Annotated in this window: 16 protein-coding genes and 1 pseudogene; 7 read left to right on the top strand and 10 right to left on the bottom strand. The window is 41.6% G+C overall.

Annotation, left to right across the window (positions count from 1 at the left end; all coding sequences use genetic code 11):
* The first annotated feature begins 8 nt into the window (after window positions 1-8).
* Window positions 9-1,451, top strand: a complete 1,443-nt coding sequence (locus tag AS141_RS00080) for a SusD/RagB family nutrient-binding outer membrane lipoprotein (RefSeq protein WP_057936179.1) — start codon at window positions 9-11, stop codon at window positions 1,449-1,451.
* A gap of 285 nt (window positions 1,452-1,736) precedes the next feature.
* Window positions 1,737-2,153 carry a nucleotidyltransferase substrate binding protein gene (locus AS141_RS00075; protein ID WP_057935585.1) on the top strand — a complete coding sequence of 139 codons (417 nt, stop codon included), beginning with the start codon at window positions 1,737-1,739 and terminating at the stop codon, window positions 2,151-2,153.
* 86 nt (window positions 2,154-2,239) lie between these two features.
* Here AS141_RS00075 and dnaA read toward each other — a convergent pair whose 3' ends face one another.
* Complete coding sequence (dnaA, locus tag AS141_RS00070) at window positions 2,240-3,658, bottom strand: chromosomal replication initiator protein DnaA (protein ID WP_057935584.1); 1,419 nt, start codon at window positions 3,656-3,658, stop codon at window positions 2,240-2,242.
* 405 nt (window positions 3,659-4,063) lie between these two features.
* On the opposite strand from dnaA, the gene AS141_RS00065 reads away from it, so the two are divergent.
* The 4 genes from AS141_RS00065 (at window position 4,064) to AS141_RS00050 (ending at window position 11,045) form a co-directional block, all read left to right on the top strand.
* On the top strand, window positions 4,064-5,470 hold the full coding sequence (locus AS141_RS00065; protein WP_057935583.1) for a methylmalonyl-CoA mutase family protein: 1,407 nt from the start codon (window positions 4,064-4,066) through the stop codon (window positions 5,468-5,470).
* Window positions 5,467-7,584: a methylmalonyl-CoA mutase gene (scpA, locus tag AS141_RS00060; protein ID WP_057935582.1), complete on the top strand. Its 2,118-nt coding sequence runs from the start codon at window positions 5,467-5,469 to the stop codon at window positions 7,582-7,584. The genes AS141_RS00065 and scpA overlap by 4 nt, the downstream gene beginning before the upstream one ends.
* A gap of 186 nt (window positions 7,585-7,770) precedes the next feature.
* Complete coding sequence (locus AS141_RS00055) at window positions 7,771-9,120, top strand: AGE family epimerase/isomerase (RefSeq protein WP_057935581.1); 1,350 nt, start codon at window positions 7,771-7,773, stop codon at window positions 9,118-9,120.
* Between the two features lie 26 nt (window positions 9,121-9,146).
* Window positions 9,147-11,045, top strand: coding sequence for a TIGR00341 family protein (locus tag AS141_RS00050; protein ID WP_057935580.1), 1,899 nt, complete (start codon window positions 9,147-9,149; stop codon window positions 11,043-11,045).
* 5 nt (window positions 11,046-11,050) lie between these two features.
* Here the strand turns inward: AS141_RS00050 and AS141_RS00045 are convergent, their stop codons facing one another.
* Both AS141_RS00045 and AS141_RS00040 read right to left on the bottom strand, forming a co-directional pair.
* A complete protein-coding gene (locus tag AS141_RS00045) occupies window positions 11,051-11,797 on the bottom strand; it encodes a Dph6-related ATP pyrophosphatase (RefSeq protein ID WP_057935579.1) in 747 nt (248 codons plus the stop codon).
* Between the two features lie 157 nt (window positions 11,798-11,954).
* Window positions 11,955-12,305 carry a DUF2147 domain-containing protein gene (locus AS141_RS00040; RefSeq protein WP_198293471.1) on the bottom strand — a complete coding sequence of 117 codons (351 nt, stop codon included), beginning with the start codon at window positions 12,303-12,305 and terminating at the stop codon, window positions 11,955-11,957.
* Between the two features lie 352 nt (window positions 12,306-12,657).
* Here AS141_RS00040 and AS141_RS26955 point away from each other — a divergent pair.
* A pseudogene (locus AS141_RS26955) lies at window positions 12,658-12,783 on the top strand (ATPase); the annotation flags it as partial.
* 119 nt (window positions 12,784-12,902) lie between these two features.
* On the opposite strand, the gene AS141_RS00035 reads toward AS141_RS26955, so the two are convergent.
* From AS141_RS00035 to AS141_RS00005, 7 genes are all read right to left on the bottom strand, one after another.
* On the bottom strand, window positions 12,903-13,349 hold the full coding sequence (locus AS141_RS00035) for a YybH family protein (RefSeq protein ID WP_057935578.1): 447 nt from the start codon (window positions 13,347-13,349) through the stop codon (window positions 12,903-12,905).
* A gap of 73 nt (window positions 13,350-13,422) precedes the next feature.
* Complete coding sequence (locus AS141_RS00030; protein ID WP_057935577.1) at window positions 13,423-14,172, bottom strand: hypothetical protein; 750 nt, start codon at window positions 14,170-14,172, stop codon at window positions 13,423-13,425.
* Between the two features lie 194 nt (window positions 14,173-14,366).
* Window positions 14,367-14,687 (bottom strand): 2Fe-2S iron-sulfur cluster-binding protein, encoded by a 321-nt coding sequence (locus AS141_RS00025; RefSeq protein ID WP_057935576.1) that lies wholly within the window; start codon window positions 14,685-14,687, stop codon window positions 14,367-14,369.
* 15 nt (window positions 14,688-14,702) lie between these two features.
* Window positions 14,703-15,707 carry an NAD(P)/FAD-dependent oxidoreductase gene (locus AS141_RS00020; protein ID WP_057935575.1) on the bottom strand — a complete coding sequence of 335 codons (1,005 nt, stop codon included), beginning with the start codon at window positions 15,705-15,707 and terminating at the stop codon, window positions 14,703-14,705.
* A gap of 57 nt (window positions 15,708-15,764) precedes the next feature.
* Window positions 15,765-16,214 carry a MarR family winged helix-turn-helix transcriptional regulator gene (locus AS141_RS00015; RefSeq protein WP_057935574.1) on the bottom strand — a complete coding sequence of 150 codons (450 nt, stop codon included), beginning with the start codon at window positions 16,212-16,214 and terminating at the stop codon, window positions 15,765-15,767.
* Between the two features lie 218 nt (window positions 16,215-16,432).
* On the bottom strand, window positions 16,433-17,695 hold the full coding sequence (locus AS141_RS00010) for a replication-associated recombination protein A (RefSeq protein WP_057935573.1): 1,263 nt from the start codon (window positions 17,693-17,695) through the stop codon (window positions 16,433-16,435).
* Window positions 17,696-17,802: 107 nt separating this feature from the next.
* Window positions 17,803-19,870: DUF7507 domain-containing protein (locus AS141_RS00005; RefSeq protein ID WP_157243343.1), on the bottom strand; the 2,068-nt coding region annotated here is incomplete at its 5' end.

Raw genomic sequence — 19,870 nt, 5'->3', positions numbered from 1 at the left:
TCATGGAAATGAAAAAAATAATTGTAAGTCTATTGTGTTCATCCCTATTGGTTGCAACATCTTGCGTCAATGGCCTGGATGATTATAACGTGGATCAGAAAAATGCAATAAATGTCCCAAGTGAGACATTATTCACCGGAGCCGTTAAGAATCTTACGGATGCGTTGACCTCAGCGAGTGTCAATTCCAATAACTACAGGTTCTACGTACAGCACTGGACATCTACCCAGTATCTGGATGAACCAAGGTATAATATGACCTCCAGACTGATTCCTCAGAATATGTGGCAAAGTCTATACCGTGATGTCTTGATGGACCTCAATGAAGCTAAGAGGCTATTGATGGAAGACGATCTCATTCAGGAGAGTATCAAAAACAATCAGTTGGCGCAGCTGGAGATCATGGAAGTGTACGCCTGGTCTGTCCTGCTGAATACTTTCGGGGATGTTCCTTATACCCAAGCTCTTGATCCGGAAAACTCGCTTCCAGTGTATGATGACGCTCAAACTACCTATAATGCTATTCTTGGTCGTCTGAATGATGCTTTGAGTATGATCACCCCAGAAGAGGAAGGTTATACAGGAGGAGATCTCCTATACGCAGGAGACATGGAGAAATGGATAAAGTTCGGTAATTCCCTTAAGTTGAAATTGGCCATGGTCATTGCGGACGTGGATCCGGCGCAGGCCAAGACTCTCGTGGAAGCTGCTGCTCCACATGTTTTCACCAGCAATGCGGATAATGCCACTCACCCTTATTTATCTGCTCAACCAAACAATAACCCTGTCTCTAATTCTGTAACAGGCCCCTATTCTTCCAGAGAAGATTACGTAGCAGCCAATACCCTGGTCGATGTCATGAATGACTTGAATGATCCAAGGAGAGTTCAGTATTTCACACAGGTAGGCGGATCGTATAAAGGAGGTGTCTATGGTTATCCAAATAGTTACTCCGACTTCTCTACTGTAAGCGCAAAAGTGGCTGATCCTACCAACGAAGGTCTATTACTGGATTATTCTGAGGTTAGCTTCCTGCTGGCCGAAGCATTGGAAAGAGGGTTTGCCGTGGGAGGAAATGCTGAATCGCACTACAATAATGCGATTACTTCTTCCATAACATATTGGGGAGGGACTTCCGCGCAGGCATCCACCTACCTGGCTCAACCTAGCGTAGCTTATAGTAGTGCGGCAGGCGACTGGAAAGATGTTATCGGAACCCAAAAATGGATTGCCTTATACAACAGAGGCTACGATGCCTGGTTGGAATGGAGAAGGCTGGACGCACCTAACCTGCAACCGCCGGCTGTAGAAGGAGCAAGCGCCCTGGTTATTCCGCAGAGATTGATTTACCCTATCAACGAACAAACCCTGAACGGAGCCAATAGATCTTCTGCTGCCGCTGCTATTGGAGGGGACAGTTCGGATACCCCTCTATGGTGGAAAGGTGATTGATGGTAAATCTTAGACCTAAAAATGGGATAGTTCTAAAGCTGTATTAAGAAATAAAAACAGTTGTCTGACTAGTCCTGAATATAGATAAAGCCGGTCTTAATGGGCCGGCTTTTTCCTTTTTATTAACTAGGCGACTCGATTTTATGCTTATACAATGAACAGGTGCTTGAGAGAATTCTGAAAAGCAAATCAAGTAAACTATTATATTTCAAAACAATCTCTTAACAATATAATTTATTCATCATATTTTGTTATTTTAATTCTCATAGATCAACCAGCAATCCCATGAAAACCGTCATAAAATCCTGCGAGAAATGTTTTGAAGAATTCAGTAGTGCACTAGCTGATCTGACTGACCATGCAAAGCGTTCTAAAAATGGCAAATTGAACGAATCACAAGCAAGGGATCTCTTGAAGCATTTTGAGGAAACCCATGAGCTGGCCCTGAACGTGATTACCCATTATTTCAAACAAATAGGAAAAGGCCCCTTTTCAGGCTCTAGGGATTTGACCGTTGAAGCATTTCATGCTGAATTAATCGATGATGGAAAAGCATGGCTAGACATGGTGATAGACCGTATCCAGTACAATCCAGTCTATGAGATTGATACACAGGAAAAATTTCTTGGAAACATCCAAAAACAGTATATCAGATTACTTCAGCGATTTGAAGATACGATGGGCAAAAAGCTGGATGAGTAACCCCCTATCGTAAACCCAGGTAAACTGTAACGAGAATTTCAACCTAAAACATTAAAATCTCGCCTTACAACCTAAATCTCTCTCTTTTAATAAGATCTCATCTTAAATTTTTTCTTCAGTTCCAGTACGGCATTCCGGAAAGAACTATCTGTCTCCATGATATCATTTACTGTCTGGACAGCATGGATTACAGTCGAATGATCTCTTCCACCAAAATGATAACCGATCGACTTCAACGAGTGATTGGTAAATTCCTTACAAAAATACATAGCAACCTGGCGCGCAGTTACTATTTCCTTTTTACGAGTTTTTGCTTTCAGATCATCAAGCGCTATTCCATAATATTCTGAAACAGTCTTCTGGATAAAGTCAACTCCAACTTCCGTCTCGATGTCCTTGATGATATTTTTCATCACGGTTTTGGCCAGCTCAAGGCTGATCTCCACACGGCTCAATGAGGCATGCGCAATAAGTGAAATAAGAATCCCTTCCAGTTCACGTACGTTAGTGTCCACAGTATATGCAAGGTATTCCACCACATCGTCCGGAATAATTATCCCCTCTGACTGCATTTTTCTGCGGATAATAGCTACTCTGGTCTCAAAATCAGGCATTTGCAAATCTGCAGTCAGTCCCCATTTGAATCGGGAAAGCAATCGCTCCTCTAAGCCTTTCAGATCCCTTGGTGGACAGTCTGAGGTCATAATGATCTGCTTCTTGCTTTGATGAAGGTGATTAAAAATATGGAAAAACATTTCCTGTGTTCTATCCTTTCCTGCCAAAAATTGAATGTCATCAATAATCAACACATCCACTTGCATATAAAAATTAGTGAAGCTTTTTACGTTCCCATCCTTGATGGAATCCATAAATTGGTTCACAAATTTCTCAGAAGACACATAGAGCACAAATTTATCCTCAGGGCCGTTTTTGATCTCATTTCCAATCGCCTGAACCAAATGGGTTTTTCCCAAGCCTACTCCTCCATACACCATCAGTGGGTTAAAGGAAGTGATACCGGGCTTTGTGGCCACCGCAAAACCAGCTGATCTAGCCAGTCTGTTACAATCCCCTTCTATATAAGTGGTAAAAGTATACGTCGGATTGAGGTTGCTGTTTGTTAATGCTTCCGCATTGAGCGACTTCATCTCAAAGGGAGTTTTATCTGGCTCTACAGGTGTTTGGGATTTCTTATTCCCTGTATTTCCCTGTGGAAATGAAACTACATAAGGCTGGTTCGAAGAGTTTCCCCTATCTACCACCACAGCGTATTCCAATCTCCCGCTTTGCCCCAAAGTAGTTTTGATGGCTAATTTCAATTCTTGCACATAATTGTCCTCCAGCCATTCATAGAAGAATTGACTCGGCACCTGAATGGTCAGAGAAGTACCTTCAAGTTTGACGGGATTAATTGGCTTAAACCAAGTTGAAAAGCTCTGCTCATTGACGTGCTGTTCGATAACACGTAAACATTCATTCCAAACGGCGCTAGCTTCTGAACTCATTAGAGAAGATTTCTGAAAAACAAAGATCTTGCGGTAGGTGCAAGGGTGTCAAATTTGGAGAAAATTAACCTAAATAAAAAATGAAATTCTTCTTGAAAATTTGAGTTTTTAAACAATTCAACTTTTCCGACCAAAGTAAATTTGGAGATAAAATACATTTCAGTTTGAGGAATTCATAGTAAAGCCGATTAGGCTCCTATTTCGCCTTAATAAGTAACTATTCTAGTTTTCAGTTGCTTGAAAGAATCTTGAATTAAATAGAAATAGTAAAGGGAAGCAATTTGACTCTTTATTTACTTTTCAATTCCCTAATTTTGATAACGTCCCATTTGAGCTATAATTAATTTGTAGAAATACGACTATTATTCGAAGAAACTTGGATTCAGAAAAATTTCAACCCAACCTATGACAGATCAGGACTTCTATACGTTCCCCTTTTCCAGCAAAAAAGAATGGATTAACCAGGTGAAAAAGGATCTAAAAGGAAAAGATTTTGATGAATCACTGACTTCCATATGTTGGGACAAAATCAAAATTCAGCCATTCTATACCTCTGAAGACTTGGAAGGAACTGCAGCTGGATACAAATTTCATCCAAAATCGATTATTCCAGAAATATCTCCAAGAATCTGGACAAACCTAGTCTCTGTTTTTCCCGAAGATGATAAATCAGCCAATGAGGAAATTCTGCATGCGCTGCAAAATGGAGCAGATGGAATTGTGATTCATCTAGAAGGAAGTGAAAATCTAAACAAGGTTTTGAATGCAGTTCACACAGAATTCATATCAACCAACATTTTGCCTACTGGGGATACGGGGCAGTTTTTCCTTTTGATAGAAGACTGGATTCATTCGATTCATCTTAAGCCAAATATGCTTCATGGGTCAATCTTATGGAATCCATGCGATGAGCTATTTCGCAGCGGAAAAAACTTTGATCTGGGGGTTGATCAAGCAGCAAAAGCAATAAATGACTTCAAAGAATTTACAGATTATTACCCCTTGACCATGGATTTATCACGCTACGCAACTACCGGAGGAACAGGAATCCAAGAGCTGATATATGGATTAGGGGAGGTAGTCGAGTTGATAGATGGACTTTCCAAAAAAGCTATATCCCCTACCCAGATTTTTGAGAATCTGGCTTTTCATACTGCTGTAGGCGACTCACATTTTGCAGAAATCGCCAAAATAAAAGCGTTGCGTAAGCTAATTGTAGAGTTGGCAGGTAATTATGGAGTAAATCTAAACATGGAAGATATTCATATCATCACTTCCACCAGCACGTGGAGCAAATCACTTTTAGATAAAAACACCAATCTCATCAGACAGACCTACGAGGTCATGGCCGGAATACTTGGAGGAGGAAATTCACTTTGGGTAAAGCCTGCTGCAGGAAAAAATGCCTCGTCAGTGGAAAAGAGAATCGCCAGGAATATTGCATCAATTCTCAAAGAAGAAAGCTACCTGGACAAAGTAATGGATCCTGCGGCAGGATCATTTTACCTGCAAACCCTCCAGAAAGAAATCGAAAAGTCAGTGATAGAAGGACTTCAGAATTTGGAAGAAAATGGAGGCTGGCTAAAATGCTTTGAAAACCGTAAACTACATGAAGAAATTCGACGTTCACGCGAAACTATTCAAAAGCAGGTTTTGGCTGATTCCAAAATAAAAGTTGGTGCAAATAAATACCTCGCAAAAGGCAAACTGGAAAATCACCTTCCCTTCGTTCCTCTGATCGAGAAAGACTATCAATTGCTTCCCAGTCGGGCGTCATACTTTGTAGAACAAAATTATCTGAGCATCACATGAGACCAGATCTGAAAAATTGGAAAACATCAAAAATTCAAATTTCCAAAATAGAAGACCAGACAAATTGGGAGTCTCCTGAGCAGATTTCCATTCCTGCATTTTTTGATGAACTGACCAAAAAATTACCTCATGTGAATTATGCTGCGGGAATTCCTCCTTTTTTGCGGGGACCTTACAGTACCATGTATCGCATGCGGCCCTGGACTATCCGCCAGTACGCAGGATTTTCAACCGCTGAGGAGTCCAATGCTTTCTACAGAAAGAACCTGGCAGGAGGGCAGAAAGGACTTTCAGTGGCATTTGACTTGGCAACACACAGAGGATATGATTCTGATCATCCTAGGGTGGTCGGTGATGTAGGGAAAGCCGGTGTAGCGATCGATTCTGTCGAGGACATGAAACTGCTTTTTGACCAAATCCCACTGGATCAAATGTCGGTTTCCATGACGATGAATGGTGCAGTAATTCCAATTCTAGCTTTTTACATCGTCGCTGCCGAAGAGCAGGGAGTACAACCTGAGCAACTCAGCGGCACGATACAGAATGATATTTTGAAGGAATTTATGGTGCGAAACACTTATATATATCCACCGCAGCCTTCTATGCGGATCATTGCGGACATCTTCAAATTCACTTCTGGGCGCATGCCGAAGTTCAACTCCATTTCTATCTCAGGCTATCACATGCAGGAAGCAGGAGCTACAGCAGATCTTGAACTGGCCTATACGCTTGCAGATGGCCTGGAATACCTGAGGACGGGGGTAAAAGTTGGTCTGGATATCGATGATTTTGCGCCCAGACTTTCATTTTTCTGGGCTATCGGGATGAACTACTTTATGGAAATTGCCAAAATGAGGGCAGGTCGATTGCTCTGGGCCAAGATCGTCAGTCAATTCAATCCCAAATCTGACAAGTCACTCGCACTTCGCACACACTGCCAAACATCTGGCTGGTCACTTACCGAACAAGATCCTTATAATAACGTAACCCGGACTGCCATCGAAGCACTTGCTGCTGTGATGGGGGGCACCCAATCTTTGCATACCAATTCTCTGGATGAAGCGATTGCCTTACCTACAGATTTTTCTGCTAGGATTGCCAGAAATACGCAGCTGATTCTGCAAGAAGAAACCGGGATTACCAATGTGGTTGATCCCTGGGGTGGCTCTCATTATGTTGAGTTTTTGACTGATCAATTGGTGCGGCGAGCTTGGGCGTTGATCGAAGAAGTGGAAGAACTGGGAGGAATGGCTAAAGCAATAGAAGCAGGGCTGCCAAAGCTTAGGATCGAAGAAGCTGCCGCCAAGAAACAAGCTCGAATCGATAGCGGCAGAGATATTATTGTCGGAGTAAATCGCTATCAGGTGGATGAGGAATCCGAAATTGAAGTTCGGGATGTAGATAATGATGCAGTTCGGGAATCCCAAATTACCAGACTGAAAAAAGTGAAAGATTCCAGAAATCAGAAGGAAGTAGAAACAAGTCTAAAATCACTTACTCAAGCTGCGAAATCAGGAGAGGGAAATCTACTTGAACTAGCTATAGATGCAGCACGAAAAAGAGCTACTTTGGGAGAAATATCAGATGCTATGGAAGATGCTTTTGGCCGTCATCAAGCTCAAACAAAATCTATCACCGGTGTATATGCAGCAGAAGTGAAAAATCAGGATTCATTTAAGGAAGCTATTGCCCTTTCAGACAAATTTACTGAACTAGAAGGTCGTCGACCTAGAATTATGGTTGCCAAAATGGGCCAGGACGGGCATGACCGTGGTGCAAAAATCATCGCAACAGGTTTTGCGGATATGGGTTTTGATGTGGATATAGGACCGCTTTTCCAAACCCCGGAAGAAGTTGCGAAGCAGGCCATCGAAAATGATGTACATATTGTAGGTGCTTCTTCATTGGCCGCAGGGCACAGGACCCTTGTCCCGAAGTTAATTGAAGCTTTGAAAACATTAGGGAGACCTGATATCATGGTAGTAGCGGGGGGAGTGATTCCCACTAAGGATTATCAGTTTCTTAAAGATGCTGGGGTATTTGCAGTATTCGGTCCTGGGACAGTTCTGTCAGAAGCAGCTATTGAAATCTTAAAAGAACTGATTGCGGAGTGAGATCAATTGTTCTATTTAGAAAACAAAAGGACATCAAACTCAAAAGGATCACTCAAAGTAATTTCAACTTCTCTGAATCTGCTATCCTCAGGATCAATCAAAAAAACTGAAGTCTCCCTGAACCATCACAGAGGGGTTTAGTCTCTTTTCAATAAATGATTTTTATTTTCTAACAGCTCAAAAAATATGACTTTGAAAAACTTCTGGTTTATTCTATCGCTATTTTTCTTTGCTTGCCATTCTCCTGAAAAGGAAAAAAATCCAAAAGGAATTCTCGCCGATCAAATGGAAGAGCATCTCAAAACAGAGGTTCTAGACAAGTGGTATCCCCTCTCGATAGACACGGTGGATGGAGGATTTCTGAGTAATTTCACGTACGATTTCAAACCTGGCGAAAAGCAGGAAAAAATGATCGTAACCCAGTCACGCCACCTTTGGACCAATGCTAAAGCTTCACTAAAGTATCCTGAAACAGCTTATTTCGAATCCGGCGCACAGCATGGTTTTGAATTTCTCAGAGACAAAATGTGGGACACCAAAAACGGCGGTTTCTTTTGGCTAGTCGACAAACAGGGAAACCAGATCGGTGATCCAATGAAAACTGCCTATGGGAATGCTTTTGGAATCTTTGCTTTGGCTGCATATTATGATGCTTCGCAAGATGAATCTGTCTTAAAACTCGCAAAAGAAGCTTTTTATTGGCTGGACACCCATGCCCACGACTCAATAAATGGAGGATATTATCAGCATTTGGAGCCAGACGGCACTCCTATTTCCCGACCGTTAGAAACTCCTTCGACCTCTGATCTAGGTTACAAAGATCAAAACAGTTCCATTCATTTACTGGAGGCATTCACAGCATTGTATCAAGTCTGGCCAGACCCGCTGGTCAAAGATCGGCTGGAAGAAATGCTGCTTTTGATCAGAGATCAAATCGTGACTGAAAAAGGATACTTGACGCTCTTTCTTTACCCAGATTGGAAGCCTGTGACTTTCGTCGATTCCACAGAAGAAGTGATTTTGGCACATCATAACCTAGACCACGTCTCTTTTGGTCACGATGTGGAAACAGGGTTTCTGATGATAGAAGCATCGGAAGTTTTAGGCCGGAAAAATGACACGAGAACATATCAGATAGCAAAAAAAATGATAGACCATGCGTTGGAAAATGGCTGGGATGAAAATGTAGGAGGTTTTTATGACGAAGGATATTATTTTAAGAAGGGTTTTCGAATCACCCATGATACCAAAAACTGGTGGGCACAAGCCGAAGGAATGAATGCACTTTTGCTGATGGAGGAACTCTATCCCGATGATCCACATGATTATTATAGTAAGTTTGAAAAGCTTTGGAATTATTCCGATACCTATCTGATCGATCATGAAAATGGAGACTGGTTTTCCGGAGGCCTCGACAAACAACCCGAGCTAAAAACCGTCGGTAAGGGAAATATCTGGAAGGGGATTTACCACCATTACAGATCTCTGGATCACTGCATAGAGCGATTGAGAGGAATGAGCGAGCATAGTGAATGAATTGAGTAGCATTTTAAAAGCCTTGCATGAAAAAAATTACTTTTGTATATGATCCAGAAACGGAGCAGGAAAAGTTAGATGAACTACTTGGAAGGCTTGACCCAAAGCCTGAGAATCACATTTCCTTTGCAAAACTTGACTTAAGTGAGTACTCTTCTCATGATTGGTTAGCCTGTTCACTGCCTGATTTTCTGCTAAAAGAGCTTTTTGAGAAGCTAAAAGAAAACGAAGTCAACGTAGGATTGCTTCCTCATCCTAAAATGGAACAGGGGCGGAAAGGATTTGGCATAAATTCAAACTTTGAAAAAGCTTGGGAGGAAATACAAAAAGCCGGAGAAATCCCTGAAACAGACCTGATGCAGGTGAACGGGCAAGTCGCTTTTAACTCCTTGGTCATCGGAACCTCATTGAGTATTCTGTATACTAATTCTGCCAGCAATTTCTTAGAGGGAGTAAAAATCCGATTTTCGCAGCTACTCAAACTCTTCAGAAGAGTAAAACTCAAGTCCTTTACCATTAAATACAAGAATAGTAGCGAAGAGGAGAAAGTAATAGAAACTGCTGCTATGGGCATTCTGGCTGTGGCCCACTGTGAAAGCAACTTGATTTTCCGGCGGGTAATCCAAAAATCAGGACTCGATGATGGACGGGTCCATTTACTCATATTGGCACCCAAAAGTCTTTTTTCTCTCATTCAGTTTGGACTTCAAAATCTATTTTTCCCTATAAAAGGTGGGGCTCTTCCACGATTCGTCGGCTATATATCGACCAGCGAAGTGGTGATTTCATCCTCAGGAAATATACAATTTGCGCTCGACGCCGAAGAGTACGAGGAAAAAGAACTCATTATCAACCTTGTTGAGGAGAAAATCAAACTGCTTCCCGGAGCATCCATAATCGAAGCGGAAGAGCAAGACGGTCCTGCGGAAATTAATGCAAAATCCCTACCGACTGGAAAGCTAAAGGAAGAGTTACTTCATTCCTATTTGCCATGGGTGCGGCACGCTACTTCGGAAGAGTTCAGGGAACTTTTTTCCATGTTAAGGCAAAATGCGCAAACCAATTCGACTTATTTGGTTTTGATGGCTTTGTCCACCATGATTGCCACTTTTGGTTTATTTGGTGATTCAGCTCCGGTGGTGATTGGGGCAATGATTTTGGCACCGCTCATGGGTCCGATTATTTCTTTGGCAATGGGCGCACTCCGTCAGGATAGCCTACTGATCAAAAACAGCATGATCACCATATTTTGGGGAATTGTAATCGGTTTGTTTTTCTCCATTCTGATTTCCATAATCACACCTCTTGAGGCGCTCAATGATCAGATAACTGCCCGTATTCGTCCCAATCTTTTAGACTTAGGAATTGCGATTGCCTCGGGAATCGCCGGCGCATATGCTTATTCCAAAGAAGAAATATCCAAAACACTGGCAGGAGTCGCCATTTCTGTAGCGTTAGTCCCTCCTCTTGCAGTCGCAGGAATCGGCATTGGATGGACAGATTGGAATGTATTTAGCGGAGCAATGCTTTTATTGGGGACCAACCTGGCAGGAATCGTAATGGCAGCTTCACTGACTTTCCTAATGCTCGGATTCAGTCCATTTCGTCTTGCCAAAAGAGGTTTGCTGATCAGCTTAGGAATCCTGATCGCCATCGCTTTGCCGCTTGGCTTGAGTTTCCATAAAATGGTGGCAGAAAACAAGATCATCCAGGATCTCAGTGGAAAAGAAATCCCACATGGTTTACTCAGGGAAGTCAAAGTAGTTCAGATGCAACCTCTTAAATTATCTGTGACAATACTCTCAGAATCGGCTCTGGATGAGCAGGATTTTCAAGAAATCAGAAAAGAGATCGAAGCGGAAATCGGCCAGGAAATTTCTTTGGAATTGACCTTAGGAGTGAGAATGGGTGATATAAAAAAGTAGTCCTGCTAAACCGGAATCAAATCACAATACCAAAAACCATATTTCGAGGGATCTTCTTTCTTGTCAGAAAAGCACTGGTTTGCGTCATCTTTAGATTTAGGAGCTTCATACTTTCTCAAGACAATTTCACCCTTTTGAAATTCTATAGGGTTGGAGAAAATCGGACCGTCGTATACAAACGTATGAAATTCTCCATTCTCGCCGCAGGGATCTACATTTGCCGGAAGATCTTTCAAAAAATCAGCATCGATCACACGCCCCACAAAACTCTTGTCCAGGTATTTCTCATTCACGCAAGTAGTAATCGTCTTGAACCCCAATTCCAAAAACTCATGAATCAGTCTATCTGTGGGTTGCTTCCACAGTGGGAAAACGCCCAATATCCCCAATTCTGACAGTCTATTCTCACGATATGTCCGAAGATCTTCCAAGAAGATATCTCCAAAAACCGAAGAGGTTATCCCTTCCTTTTTCAAATCTGAAAGTGTTTCACGCATTACGTTCTCATAGACTTCCATTGATGGCATGTCAGGCACTTCCATTTTCACTAGAGGTATTCCGATGCTTTTCGCCTGTGACTCCAATAAATCCACCCGAACTCCGTGCATAGAAATCCGCTGATATTTCTGGCTTATGCTAGTAAGTAAGCGGGCTATTTCAAAGTCTTGGGACTGCTGTAGTTTGTATAGCGTAAGGGCAGAATCCTTACCTCCGCTCCAGTTGAGTAGAGCTTTAGCTTTTTTATTTACCATTGAATATTGGAATACCGGGCCAAAAATAGATAAAACTGGTCGGAATGCTAATTTTTTAGCCTATGTGAAATTTTTCTGATTGCGCTCTGTATGACAAAAAATCACCCTATCCCAACAGGTTAACTGCTAAAATAGGGTGTGAGAAATAACAACTTTTTTAATCCTTTACCCGGGTAAGTTTCATTTCGCCCCGCTGCGATACGACTTTAAGCTCATCCTCAGAAATAAGCTCACCAGTGTGTGAAATGGTCATATCCTGAACAGCAAAGTCATAGCTGAATTTATTGGCTTCTACTTTTCCATTTTCCAAAGGAATTTCACCCATTTGGCTTGCTATCGTACCTGTCAACGTTCCATTATCGACTTTATAATTGAATGTTAATTCCATATCACCTTGAGGACCAGCGAGAGTTGTTTTCCATTTTCCAGTGATGTCGCTTTGTGCATAAGCTGTCATACCTGCCACCATTAGTACAAAGCAGAGCATTGATAATTTCTTAAAATTCATGATTTTTTAGGTTAAGAGTTAAAATGATAAAAAGAACATTAGTCATTTTGGAGACGCCAATTAATTAAATGATTTCCGCCTCCCAAAAGTCACAGAACCTCAAAAAATAGTTAATTATCAGGTAATTACCAAAAAAGTAACCGGCACAAATTGCTTTATACCCATTTTCCCGACTGCTTCAATGGGTAAATGTCAATCTAACAAACAGCGGGGCCGGGAGCATTAATAATTTTCTCTTCGAACATGTACTGGTAGAATCTGAATGAATTACAGTTGAAGAATAAGTTTCAGGGTAAAATTAATTCAAAAATTAAGTTGGTTGTTTATGTAAAAGTCTCTTCTCTGGGAGCAGTGGATTATTGTAGAATGGATGAAGTACAACAGTTCCAAAGGATACAACCCTCAATACTTCTTTTGGAGAACCTATGATGGGCAAGAAATTGATCTTTTGGAAATCAACAGCAATCAGGAAATGTAGGCAATTGAATGTAAATGGACTACTTCTAAGTCTAAAATCCCAGCTGCATTTGCAAAGGGATATCCTGACGCAAAATGGAATGAAGTAAATAAATATAACTTCAGTGAGTGGATAATTGACTAGTTTCCTGCCGGGAGCATATTACGTATAGCTGAGATTTTCCACTGTTCTGTTTCCAGCACCACTATAAATGTGCTCCACATTTTGCGGATGGTACCAGAAGAATTTTTAATTTCATAACGTGCATCTACTACTGCCGCATCGGGATTGAGAAAACGGATAGACTCTACGTTCAACGTTCGGTCACCTGGATTCGCTGATGAGCTCTCCATCATTCCCTGGACGGCTGCCTCAATACCTTTGCGCCATTCCCCTGAGGAAACCAGCTGATCTATATCTTCTACCAATATCTCCTTCAGCAAAACCGTATCCTTGGTTTCCCTGGCTTTAGAATAGGAACTGATTAAGTCAATAATCTCTTGTGATTCTCCCTTTGTATTCAGCGGATTTTGGCAGAAAGCTGAAAAACTGATAAGGAAAAAGAATAGGAAAGTGAGGGTTTTCATGAGACAGACGATTTTGGCTTCATACAAGTTACACTTTGAAATTCCGAGTAGCACATTTCAGCTTACAATTTCTCTAAAGTGAAAATTTACTCATAAAACTTTCTTCTCCGCGCTCTGAAGGATAGAAATAAACCGGAACTACTATCTTTACAGAATCTAGCCTTGGGCCATCACTATCAAAAGACTTTAGTTGCCATTTGGAATTTACAAGAGCAGCTACTATCTCTGAATCTACTGCATCGTCAAATCCTTTGATCACATTAATTTCTAAAGGACTATGCTGATCATTCAATAAGACTTCAAACAGTGCAAATTTCTCTTTCAATTTGATCCCATTTTTGCTTTCTAAAAAATCGGAATAACTGGCAGAAATAGTATAATCAAAGTCAACCGAGTATTCATCATTCCATTGGCTCAAAGTCCGAATCACATCTAGATTTCTTTGATTATTCCTCCTCTCAGTCTTCAAGTCGATAATAAAGGAACACATTCCAAATACTAGCTGACCGTCTTCATTCTTATTGGCCGTCACTACCAATTCGGATCCAACCGGATAAAATACATCGCAGGAAGTTCCAATTTTTCCATCTGACCTGCCACCTACGAAAATCGAATTGATTTTTGAGCCTTTGAAAAGCTCAAGTAATTCCACATCTGCCCTATAAGGTGACCTTTCTCCCTGATTTGGATAAACTTTAGTGATTTTAATATGTCCTACAAATTCCGAAGTACCAAAACTGTTAACAGGATCATTATAGGCACATTTGCAAGCAAAAGCCTCAGATCCAAAAACAAGAATAAGTATAGTGAACAGAAATTTCATACCCTTCTAAAATAGCAAAAGCCATACAGCATTGAATGTGTTTAAGTATTTTTAAGCAAAAATCTGTATTAATTCAATGTCCGGATTTTGTAAAAGCAGGACAACGATGGTATTGGCAATCTCTTCGGTTAGTGAACCTCATAAAAAAGCCACCCATTGCTGAGTGGCTTTAGAATAGTTAAGTTGAAGTCAGCTTACTGATCTTCTCCTCTTAGTTTGAGTACAGCACCTTCCAGTACATCTCCAATACGGATCTGGCAAGCCAACCTTGAAGTTGGAAAATATTCAGGCATAGTCTCCAGCTGATCCAATTCAGGATCTGTGGCTTGTCCTAGTTCGTCTTTCCCTTCCAGCACTTCGATATGGCAGGTCCCGCACAGCGCCATACCTCCACAAGTCGCCAAAATGGGATATTCGTATGCTTTTAGAATTTCCATCAGATTGAAGCCCATATCATCCGGCGCCTCGCATTCCTGACGGTTTCCTTCTTGATCTTCTACAGTGAAATTAACCATGCCGCAAAAATAGGATTAAAATGAATTCACACCATTAACTGTTGTGTATTTGAAACTCAATTTTTGATCCGGATACACATATTTAAAGGCAGAGTGCATCATGATAGCAGCTTCGTGGAATCCACATAGGATAAGCTTCAATTTACCCGGATAGGTATTGATATCACCGATCGCATAGATTCGCTCCACTCCGGTAGAATAATCCCGTGTATCCACTTCTATAGCATTTTTATCAATGCTCAATCCCCAATCTGCAATTGGGCCGAGTTTTGGACTCAACCCAAAAAGTGGGATTAGGTAATCAGCATCTAGTTTTATGTCAATTTTGGATTTATCGACGAAAGTCACTGAATCCAATTTCCCGTTACCCCCAAGTTCTTTCAGATTGGCTGAAAGGATCAGGTCAATTTTTCCATTGTTCGCCAGATCAAATACTTTGGCCGCAGAATCAGGGGCTCCACGGAAAGTTTCATTTCTGTGAACCAAGGTTACTCTTTTGGCAACTTTCGAAAGGAAAATAGTCCAATCCAGAGCAGAATCCCCCCCACCCGCAAGAATAACGTTCTTATCGCGGAAAGTCTCAGGGTTCTTCACCATATAGGTAACCCCTTTTCCTTCAAACAACTCCAAATTCTCCACTACTGGTTTTCTCGGCTCAAAGCAACCCAGTCCCCCGGCGATGACAATCACTTTGGCATGTACATGAGTTTTGTCACTGGTAGTTACAATAAAGGATCCATCTTCTTGCTTGTCCAGGTGATCTACCCGCTCTCCCAAGGTGAAGGTAGGAGAAAACGGCTTAGCCTGCTCCATCAGATTGTCCACAAGATCCTGCGCATTCACTTCCGGATAGCCAGGAATATCATAAATAGGCTTCTGCGGATAAATCTCCGAAAGCTGACCACCCACCTGAGGAAGGGCATCAATGAGATGACAGCGCATTTTCAGCAAACCAGCTTCGAATACTGCAAATAGGCCTACTGGGCCGGCTCCGATAATACAAAGGTCTGTATGGATCATGATGAATGAAAATTTGGGGATTTCCCTGGTTAAAAATTTTCTTTTTTTATTAACTGATTATTGATCGAGCGACTCTCCATTTAGATTTTGGTAAATAGTATTGAGGATTCGCTTGAATTCTTCGAAATCATGGGGACTTAAATTCTCCCAGGCTTTCTCTCTAATCTGATGAATCTCCGGACGCAGAGAAACGACTTTTGATGCTCCCGATTCTGTCAGATGCAACTGAAAACTGCGTCGATCCTGAGGATGTGGCACACGCTCAACGTACCCTTTTTTGCAAAGCAAATCAATAATACGAGTAAGTGTAGGATGGTCTTTAAAAACCAAATTTGCCAATTCCGTCTGACTTAGCAGGTTGTTTTCCGACAGGTTCTTCAGCACTAGCCACTGGTCGACGGTCACATCAAAATCTCCTGTTTTGAATTGCTGCTGAGCATATTGCTTCACTTTTCGGGCCGTACGGTCCAATAGAAATGAATACTTTGAATATTGCTCTTGTGTCATACCAATAGTTAGTGTGACAAATATATGAAAAATCTGACTCGAAAAACAATTCTCTATAATTTTTATGGGGTTTATAGGTTTATAAATTCAATTGTTGGAAAGTGAGGAAGTTGTCAGAACTTTGAATTTTAGTGTCCGGCGTTTTTCGTTGGATATTTTCTGGTGAAAAACCGAAAGATTTATCGCTTCATATTTCTGATTTCATATTTCAGACTTTTTTAGTACCCATATTTCCCTTGCCACTTTGAGCTGAGGTATTTTCTCAATTCATTCTCCCTAGCATTTTCTCCCGGATCGTATAGTTTTAATCCTTTAATCTCTTCTGGCAAAAACTCCTGATTCACAAAGTTTCCGGGAAAATCATGAGAATATTTGTAAGCTTTGCCATAATTCAAGTCCTTCATTAATTTAGTTGGTGCATTGCGGAGATGAAGTGGGACAGATAAGTCACCTTTCTCACGGACGAGTGCTTGAGCTTGGTTGATAGCCATATACGCAGCATTGCTTTTTGGTGAGCTGGCAAGATAAGTAACACATTGCGATAGAATTATCCGGGCCTCAGGGTAGCCAATTATTTTGACTGCTTCAAAGCAATTTGTAGCCAAAAGCAATGCGTTAGGATTGGCATTACCAATATCCTCTGACGCTAAAATAACCAGGCGTCTGGCAATAAATTTGACATCCTCTCCCCCTTCAATCATGCGAGCTAACCAATAAACTGCCGCGTTGGGATCGGATCCTCGGATGGATTTGATAAATGCAGAAATTATATCATAGTGCTGCTCACCGGATTTATCATAAAGTGCAACTTTTTGCTGGGCGATTTTCATCACCTTATCATCAGTGATTACACAAGGATCTTCATTAATTCCGTCAATAACGATTTCCAGAAGGTTTAAAAGTTTTCTTCCATCACCCCCCGATATTCTCAACAGCGCATCAGATTCTTCCAGTTGGACACTCAGCTTTTTTAATTCAGCATCTTTTTCCAAAGCTTGGTGTATCATCGCTTCAAGCTCTGACTTCCCCAGTGAATTCAATGTAAACACCTGGCATCTGGAAAGTAAAGCCGCATTTACTTCAAAAGAAGGATTCTCCGTAGTTGCGCCAATCAATCGGATGATGCCTTTTTCCACAGCTCCTAAAAGCGCATCCTGCTGGGACTTATTGAATCGGTGTATTTCGTCAATGAAAAGCACTACTCCCATTTGGAATTTAGCTTTTTCTATTACTTCCCGAATGTCCTTCACCCCGGAACTAATAGCACTCAAAGTATAAAAGGGGGCCTTTATTTCATTGGCAATTATATTGGCAATGGTCGTTTTACCCACTCCCGGAGGTCCCCAAAGAATTAAAGAAGGCACATTGCCTGATTTAATGGCTTTAAAAAGAAATGAATTAGGGGCTGATAAATGCTCCTGTCCGATGAGATCCTCTAATCGGGTTGGTCGCATTCGCTCTGCAAGTGGTATGTTGTTCATTTTGTCTGAGAAAGGACGAAACTGCAAGATACTAGACAAAAAGAAAAGGCCCCTGAAGGCCTTTCTAAATTTATGACAAAGATTGTCTTGCTTCGTTCAATCAGGTATTAATCCTTGATCACTTGAATCCACCCCTTGAACTCATGCTTTCCACCGTTTTTATCTACGGTATTTAACACATAGAAGTAGGTTCCTGCAACTTGCCCTGGGGCATCCCAGTCATTTTGATAGTTTTCTGTTTCGAATACATGATCACCATATCTATTAAAGATGACTATATCATTGCTTTCAAACTTGCCTAGCCCCTGAATTTCGAAAGTATCATTATCCCCATCTTGAGTAGAAGGCGTAATTACATTAGGAATGTGGAACGGTAAGATTTCATTTACATCATTGTTCTGGTTATCCGATTCGTCCAGATCAGCTTCGAGAGAGCTTACCTCCGCTACATTGGTTATCACACCAGGGTCGCCAGCTTTTACTTTGATACGGATCACTACTTCAGCGTCCGCTACAAGTAGAGGGACTGTCCATGTAATCCGACTACCTGATACCGTAGTGTTTATCTCAGCATCACTTTCATTCGTCGCTACTTCAGAACTTATGTATGTCACATTTGCTGGCAGATCATCAATCAAGACTACTTCTGTAGCATCTGTCCCTCCGATGTTGCCAAGTACAATTTCGTACTCAAATTCATCACCTTCATAGATCTCTACTCCGAAGCTGGTTTTCTCCACAGACAAGTTGACCTCGTCATCCACTACATAACAGCGCAAACCGTAATCGAAATCGAAGTTTGACTGACTATCTAGGGAAACAGTTCCGAACTGCACAATATCTGTAGTGACTTCACAGACAAGCTTATTCAACTCCTCTGGATCAGTTAGTCTACCACCCTCATCCGGCAATACCTTCACTAATCCTGAAACACCCAACTGAAGCCCGTGAGCATCAAATATTGGATCGGTCACCAGGGTAACTTCATATTCTCCGAATGGATCAGGTTGAGGCAATACATGTTTCCAGTTACCAAAATCTCTCACAGTAGCCATCGCTTCGTAACCATCTGGACCTTTAATAGAGATATTTTGGCCTACAGGATTACCAAATCCGGCCTTATTCAATTCACCTTCATTTTCCGGCCCTTCATAGCTACCGTCACCATTCAGATCTATCCATTCCCAATTGAAGATATTGACAGGAACACCTGGAGTGATTTGGTTTTGAGTGACCTGATCATCGCCGTCGGCATCATACCATTCATTCTGGATAGCATCTCCATTAATATCATACCAGACATATCCGCTGATCAATGGACTATGATCACCATCTCCTCCTTGGGCATAGCTGAAATCAACAGGGCTATAGTCGCAAGGTGCTACGGTAATTTCCACAGCATCATCATCAATCGGTCTATAGCCCCTAGCTATTAGATTGGCATCCAACACCTGAACAGTATAATCACCCGCTGCAATATCCCTGAATATATACCTACCTGCTCCATTGGTCAATACCATGAGTGTATCGCCTGCGGCACCGGCATTTGGTATCAAGACTACTGGAACATTTGATAATGGATCCCCGTCCGGCACACTGGCAATCAGTCCGGTCACCAACGTTTCCCCATCACATACCAATACGGTAACCGCATCATCTTCATCAGCTAAGTCCTCTCCACCATTTGGATCAGGAGCGGTAACAAAGGCTACGTTCACTATAGGTTCGCCTGCGGCAATGTCCTCCGAAGTGACCGTATAGTTAGTTTCATAGAACACAGATTCTCCTATTTCCAACTGAGGTATACTTGCTTCAAAACCAGTCAGTGGGTCAGTGATCACCAGGTCTTCAAGAGGAACATTTCCTGTATTTGTCACAGCCAAAGTATAAGTAATCACCTCGTCAACTAGTACCACGGCATGCTTGTCGGCATCCTTGACTATTTCTATTGAAGGATTGCCAGAAACAACAACAACTGCATCATCACTATCTTCTACATCTTCTCCTTCAGGACCTGTACCAGTGGCTGAAGCTATATTTGTGATGCTACCACTAACCACATCCTCCTGAGTAACTGTGTAGGAAGTCTCATAAGTGATAGACTCGGCAGGTTCCATATTAGGAATAGTCTCAACCATCCCTGTCAGCGGATCGGTTACCAAGACGTTCGTCAAT

The organism is Algoriphagus resistens, assembly GCF_001442615.1.
Lineage (GTDB): Bacteria > Bacteroidota > Bacteroidia > Cytophagales > Cyclobacteriaceae > Algoriphagus > Algoriphagus resistens.
This window is presented reverse-complemented; position numbering and strand designations above follow the sequence as displayed.

What these genes read in the sequence shown, in the direction of transcription:
- AS141_RS00080 (WP_057936179.1), top strand. Translation starts at nt 9, where the DNA reads ATGAAAAAAATAATTGTAAGTCTATTGTGTTCATCCCTATTGGTTGCA.
- AS141_RS00075 (WP_057935585.1), top strand. Translation starts at nt 1,737, where the DNA reads ATGAAAACCGTCATAAAATCCTGCGAGAAATGTTTTGAAGAATTCAGT.
- dnaA (WP_057935584.1), bottom strand. Translation starts at nt 3,658, where the DNA reads ATGAGTTCAGAAGCTAGCGCCGTTTGGAATGAATGTTTACGTGTTATC.
- AS141_RS00065 (WP_057935583.1), top strand. Translation starts at nt 4,064, where the DNA reads ATGACAGATCAGGACTTCTATACGTTCCCCTTTTCCAGCAAAAAAGAA.
- scpA (WP_057935582.1), top strand. Translation starts at nt 5,467, where the DNA reads ATGAGACCAGATCTGAAAAATTGGAAAACATCAAAAATTCAAATTTCC.
- AS141_RS00055 (WP_057935581.1), top strand. Translation starts at nt 7,771, where the DNA reads ATGACTTTGAAAAACTTCTGGTTTATTCTATCGCTATTTTTCTTTGCT.
- AS141_RS00050 (WP_057935580.1), top strand. Translation starts at nt 9,147, where the DNA reads ATGAAAAAAATTACTTTTGTATATGATCCAGAAACGGAGCAGGAAAAG.
- AS141_RS00045 (WP_057935579.1), bottom strand. Translation starts at nt 11,797, where the DNA reads ATGGTAAATAAAAAAGCTAAAGCTCTACTCAACTGGAGCGGAGGTAAG.
- AS141_RS00040 (WP_198293471.1), bottom strand. Translation starts at nt 12,305, where the DNA reads ATGAATTTTAAGAAATTATCAATGCTCTGCTTTGTACTAATGGTGGCA.
- AS141_RS00035 (WP_057935578.1), bottom strand. Translation starts at nt 13,349, where the DNA reads ATGAAAACCCTCACTTTCCTATTCTTTTTCCTTATCAGTTTTTCAGCT.
- AS141_RS00030 (WP_057935577.1), bottom strand. Translation starts at nt 14,172, where the DNA reads ATGAAATTTCTGTTCACTATACTTATTCTTGTTTTTGGATCTGAGGCT.
- AS141_RS00025 (WP_057935576.1), bottom strand. Translation starts at nt 14,687, where the DNA reads ATGGTTAATTTCACTGTAGAAGATCAAGAAGGAAACCGTCAGGAATGC.
- AS141_RS00020 (WP_057935575.1), bottom strand. Translation starts at nt 15,707, where the DNA reads ATGATCCATACAGACCTTTGTATTATCGGAGCCGGCCCAGTAGGCCTA.
- AS141_RS00015 (WP_057935574.1), bottom strand. Translation starts at nt 16,214, where the DNA reads ATGACACAAGAGCAATATTCAAAGTATTCATTTCTATTGGACCGTACG.
- AS141_RS00010 (WP_057935573.1), bottom strand. Translation starts at nt 17,695, where the DNA reads ATGAACAACATACCACTTGCAGAGCGAATGCGACCAACCCGATTAGAG.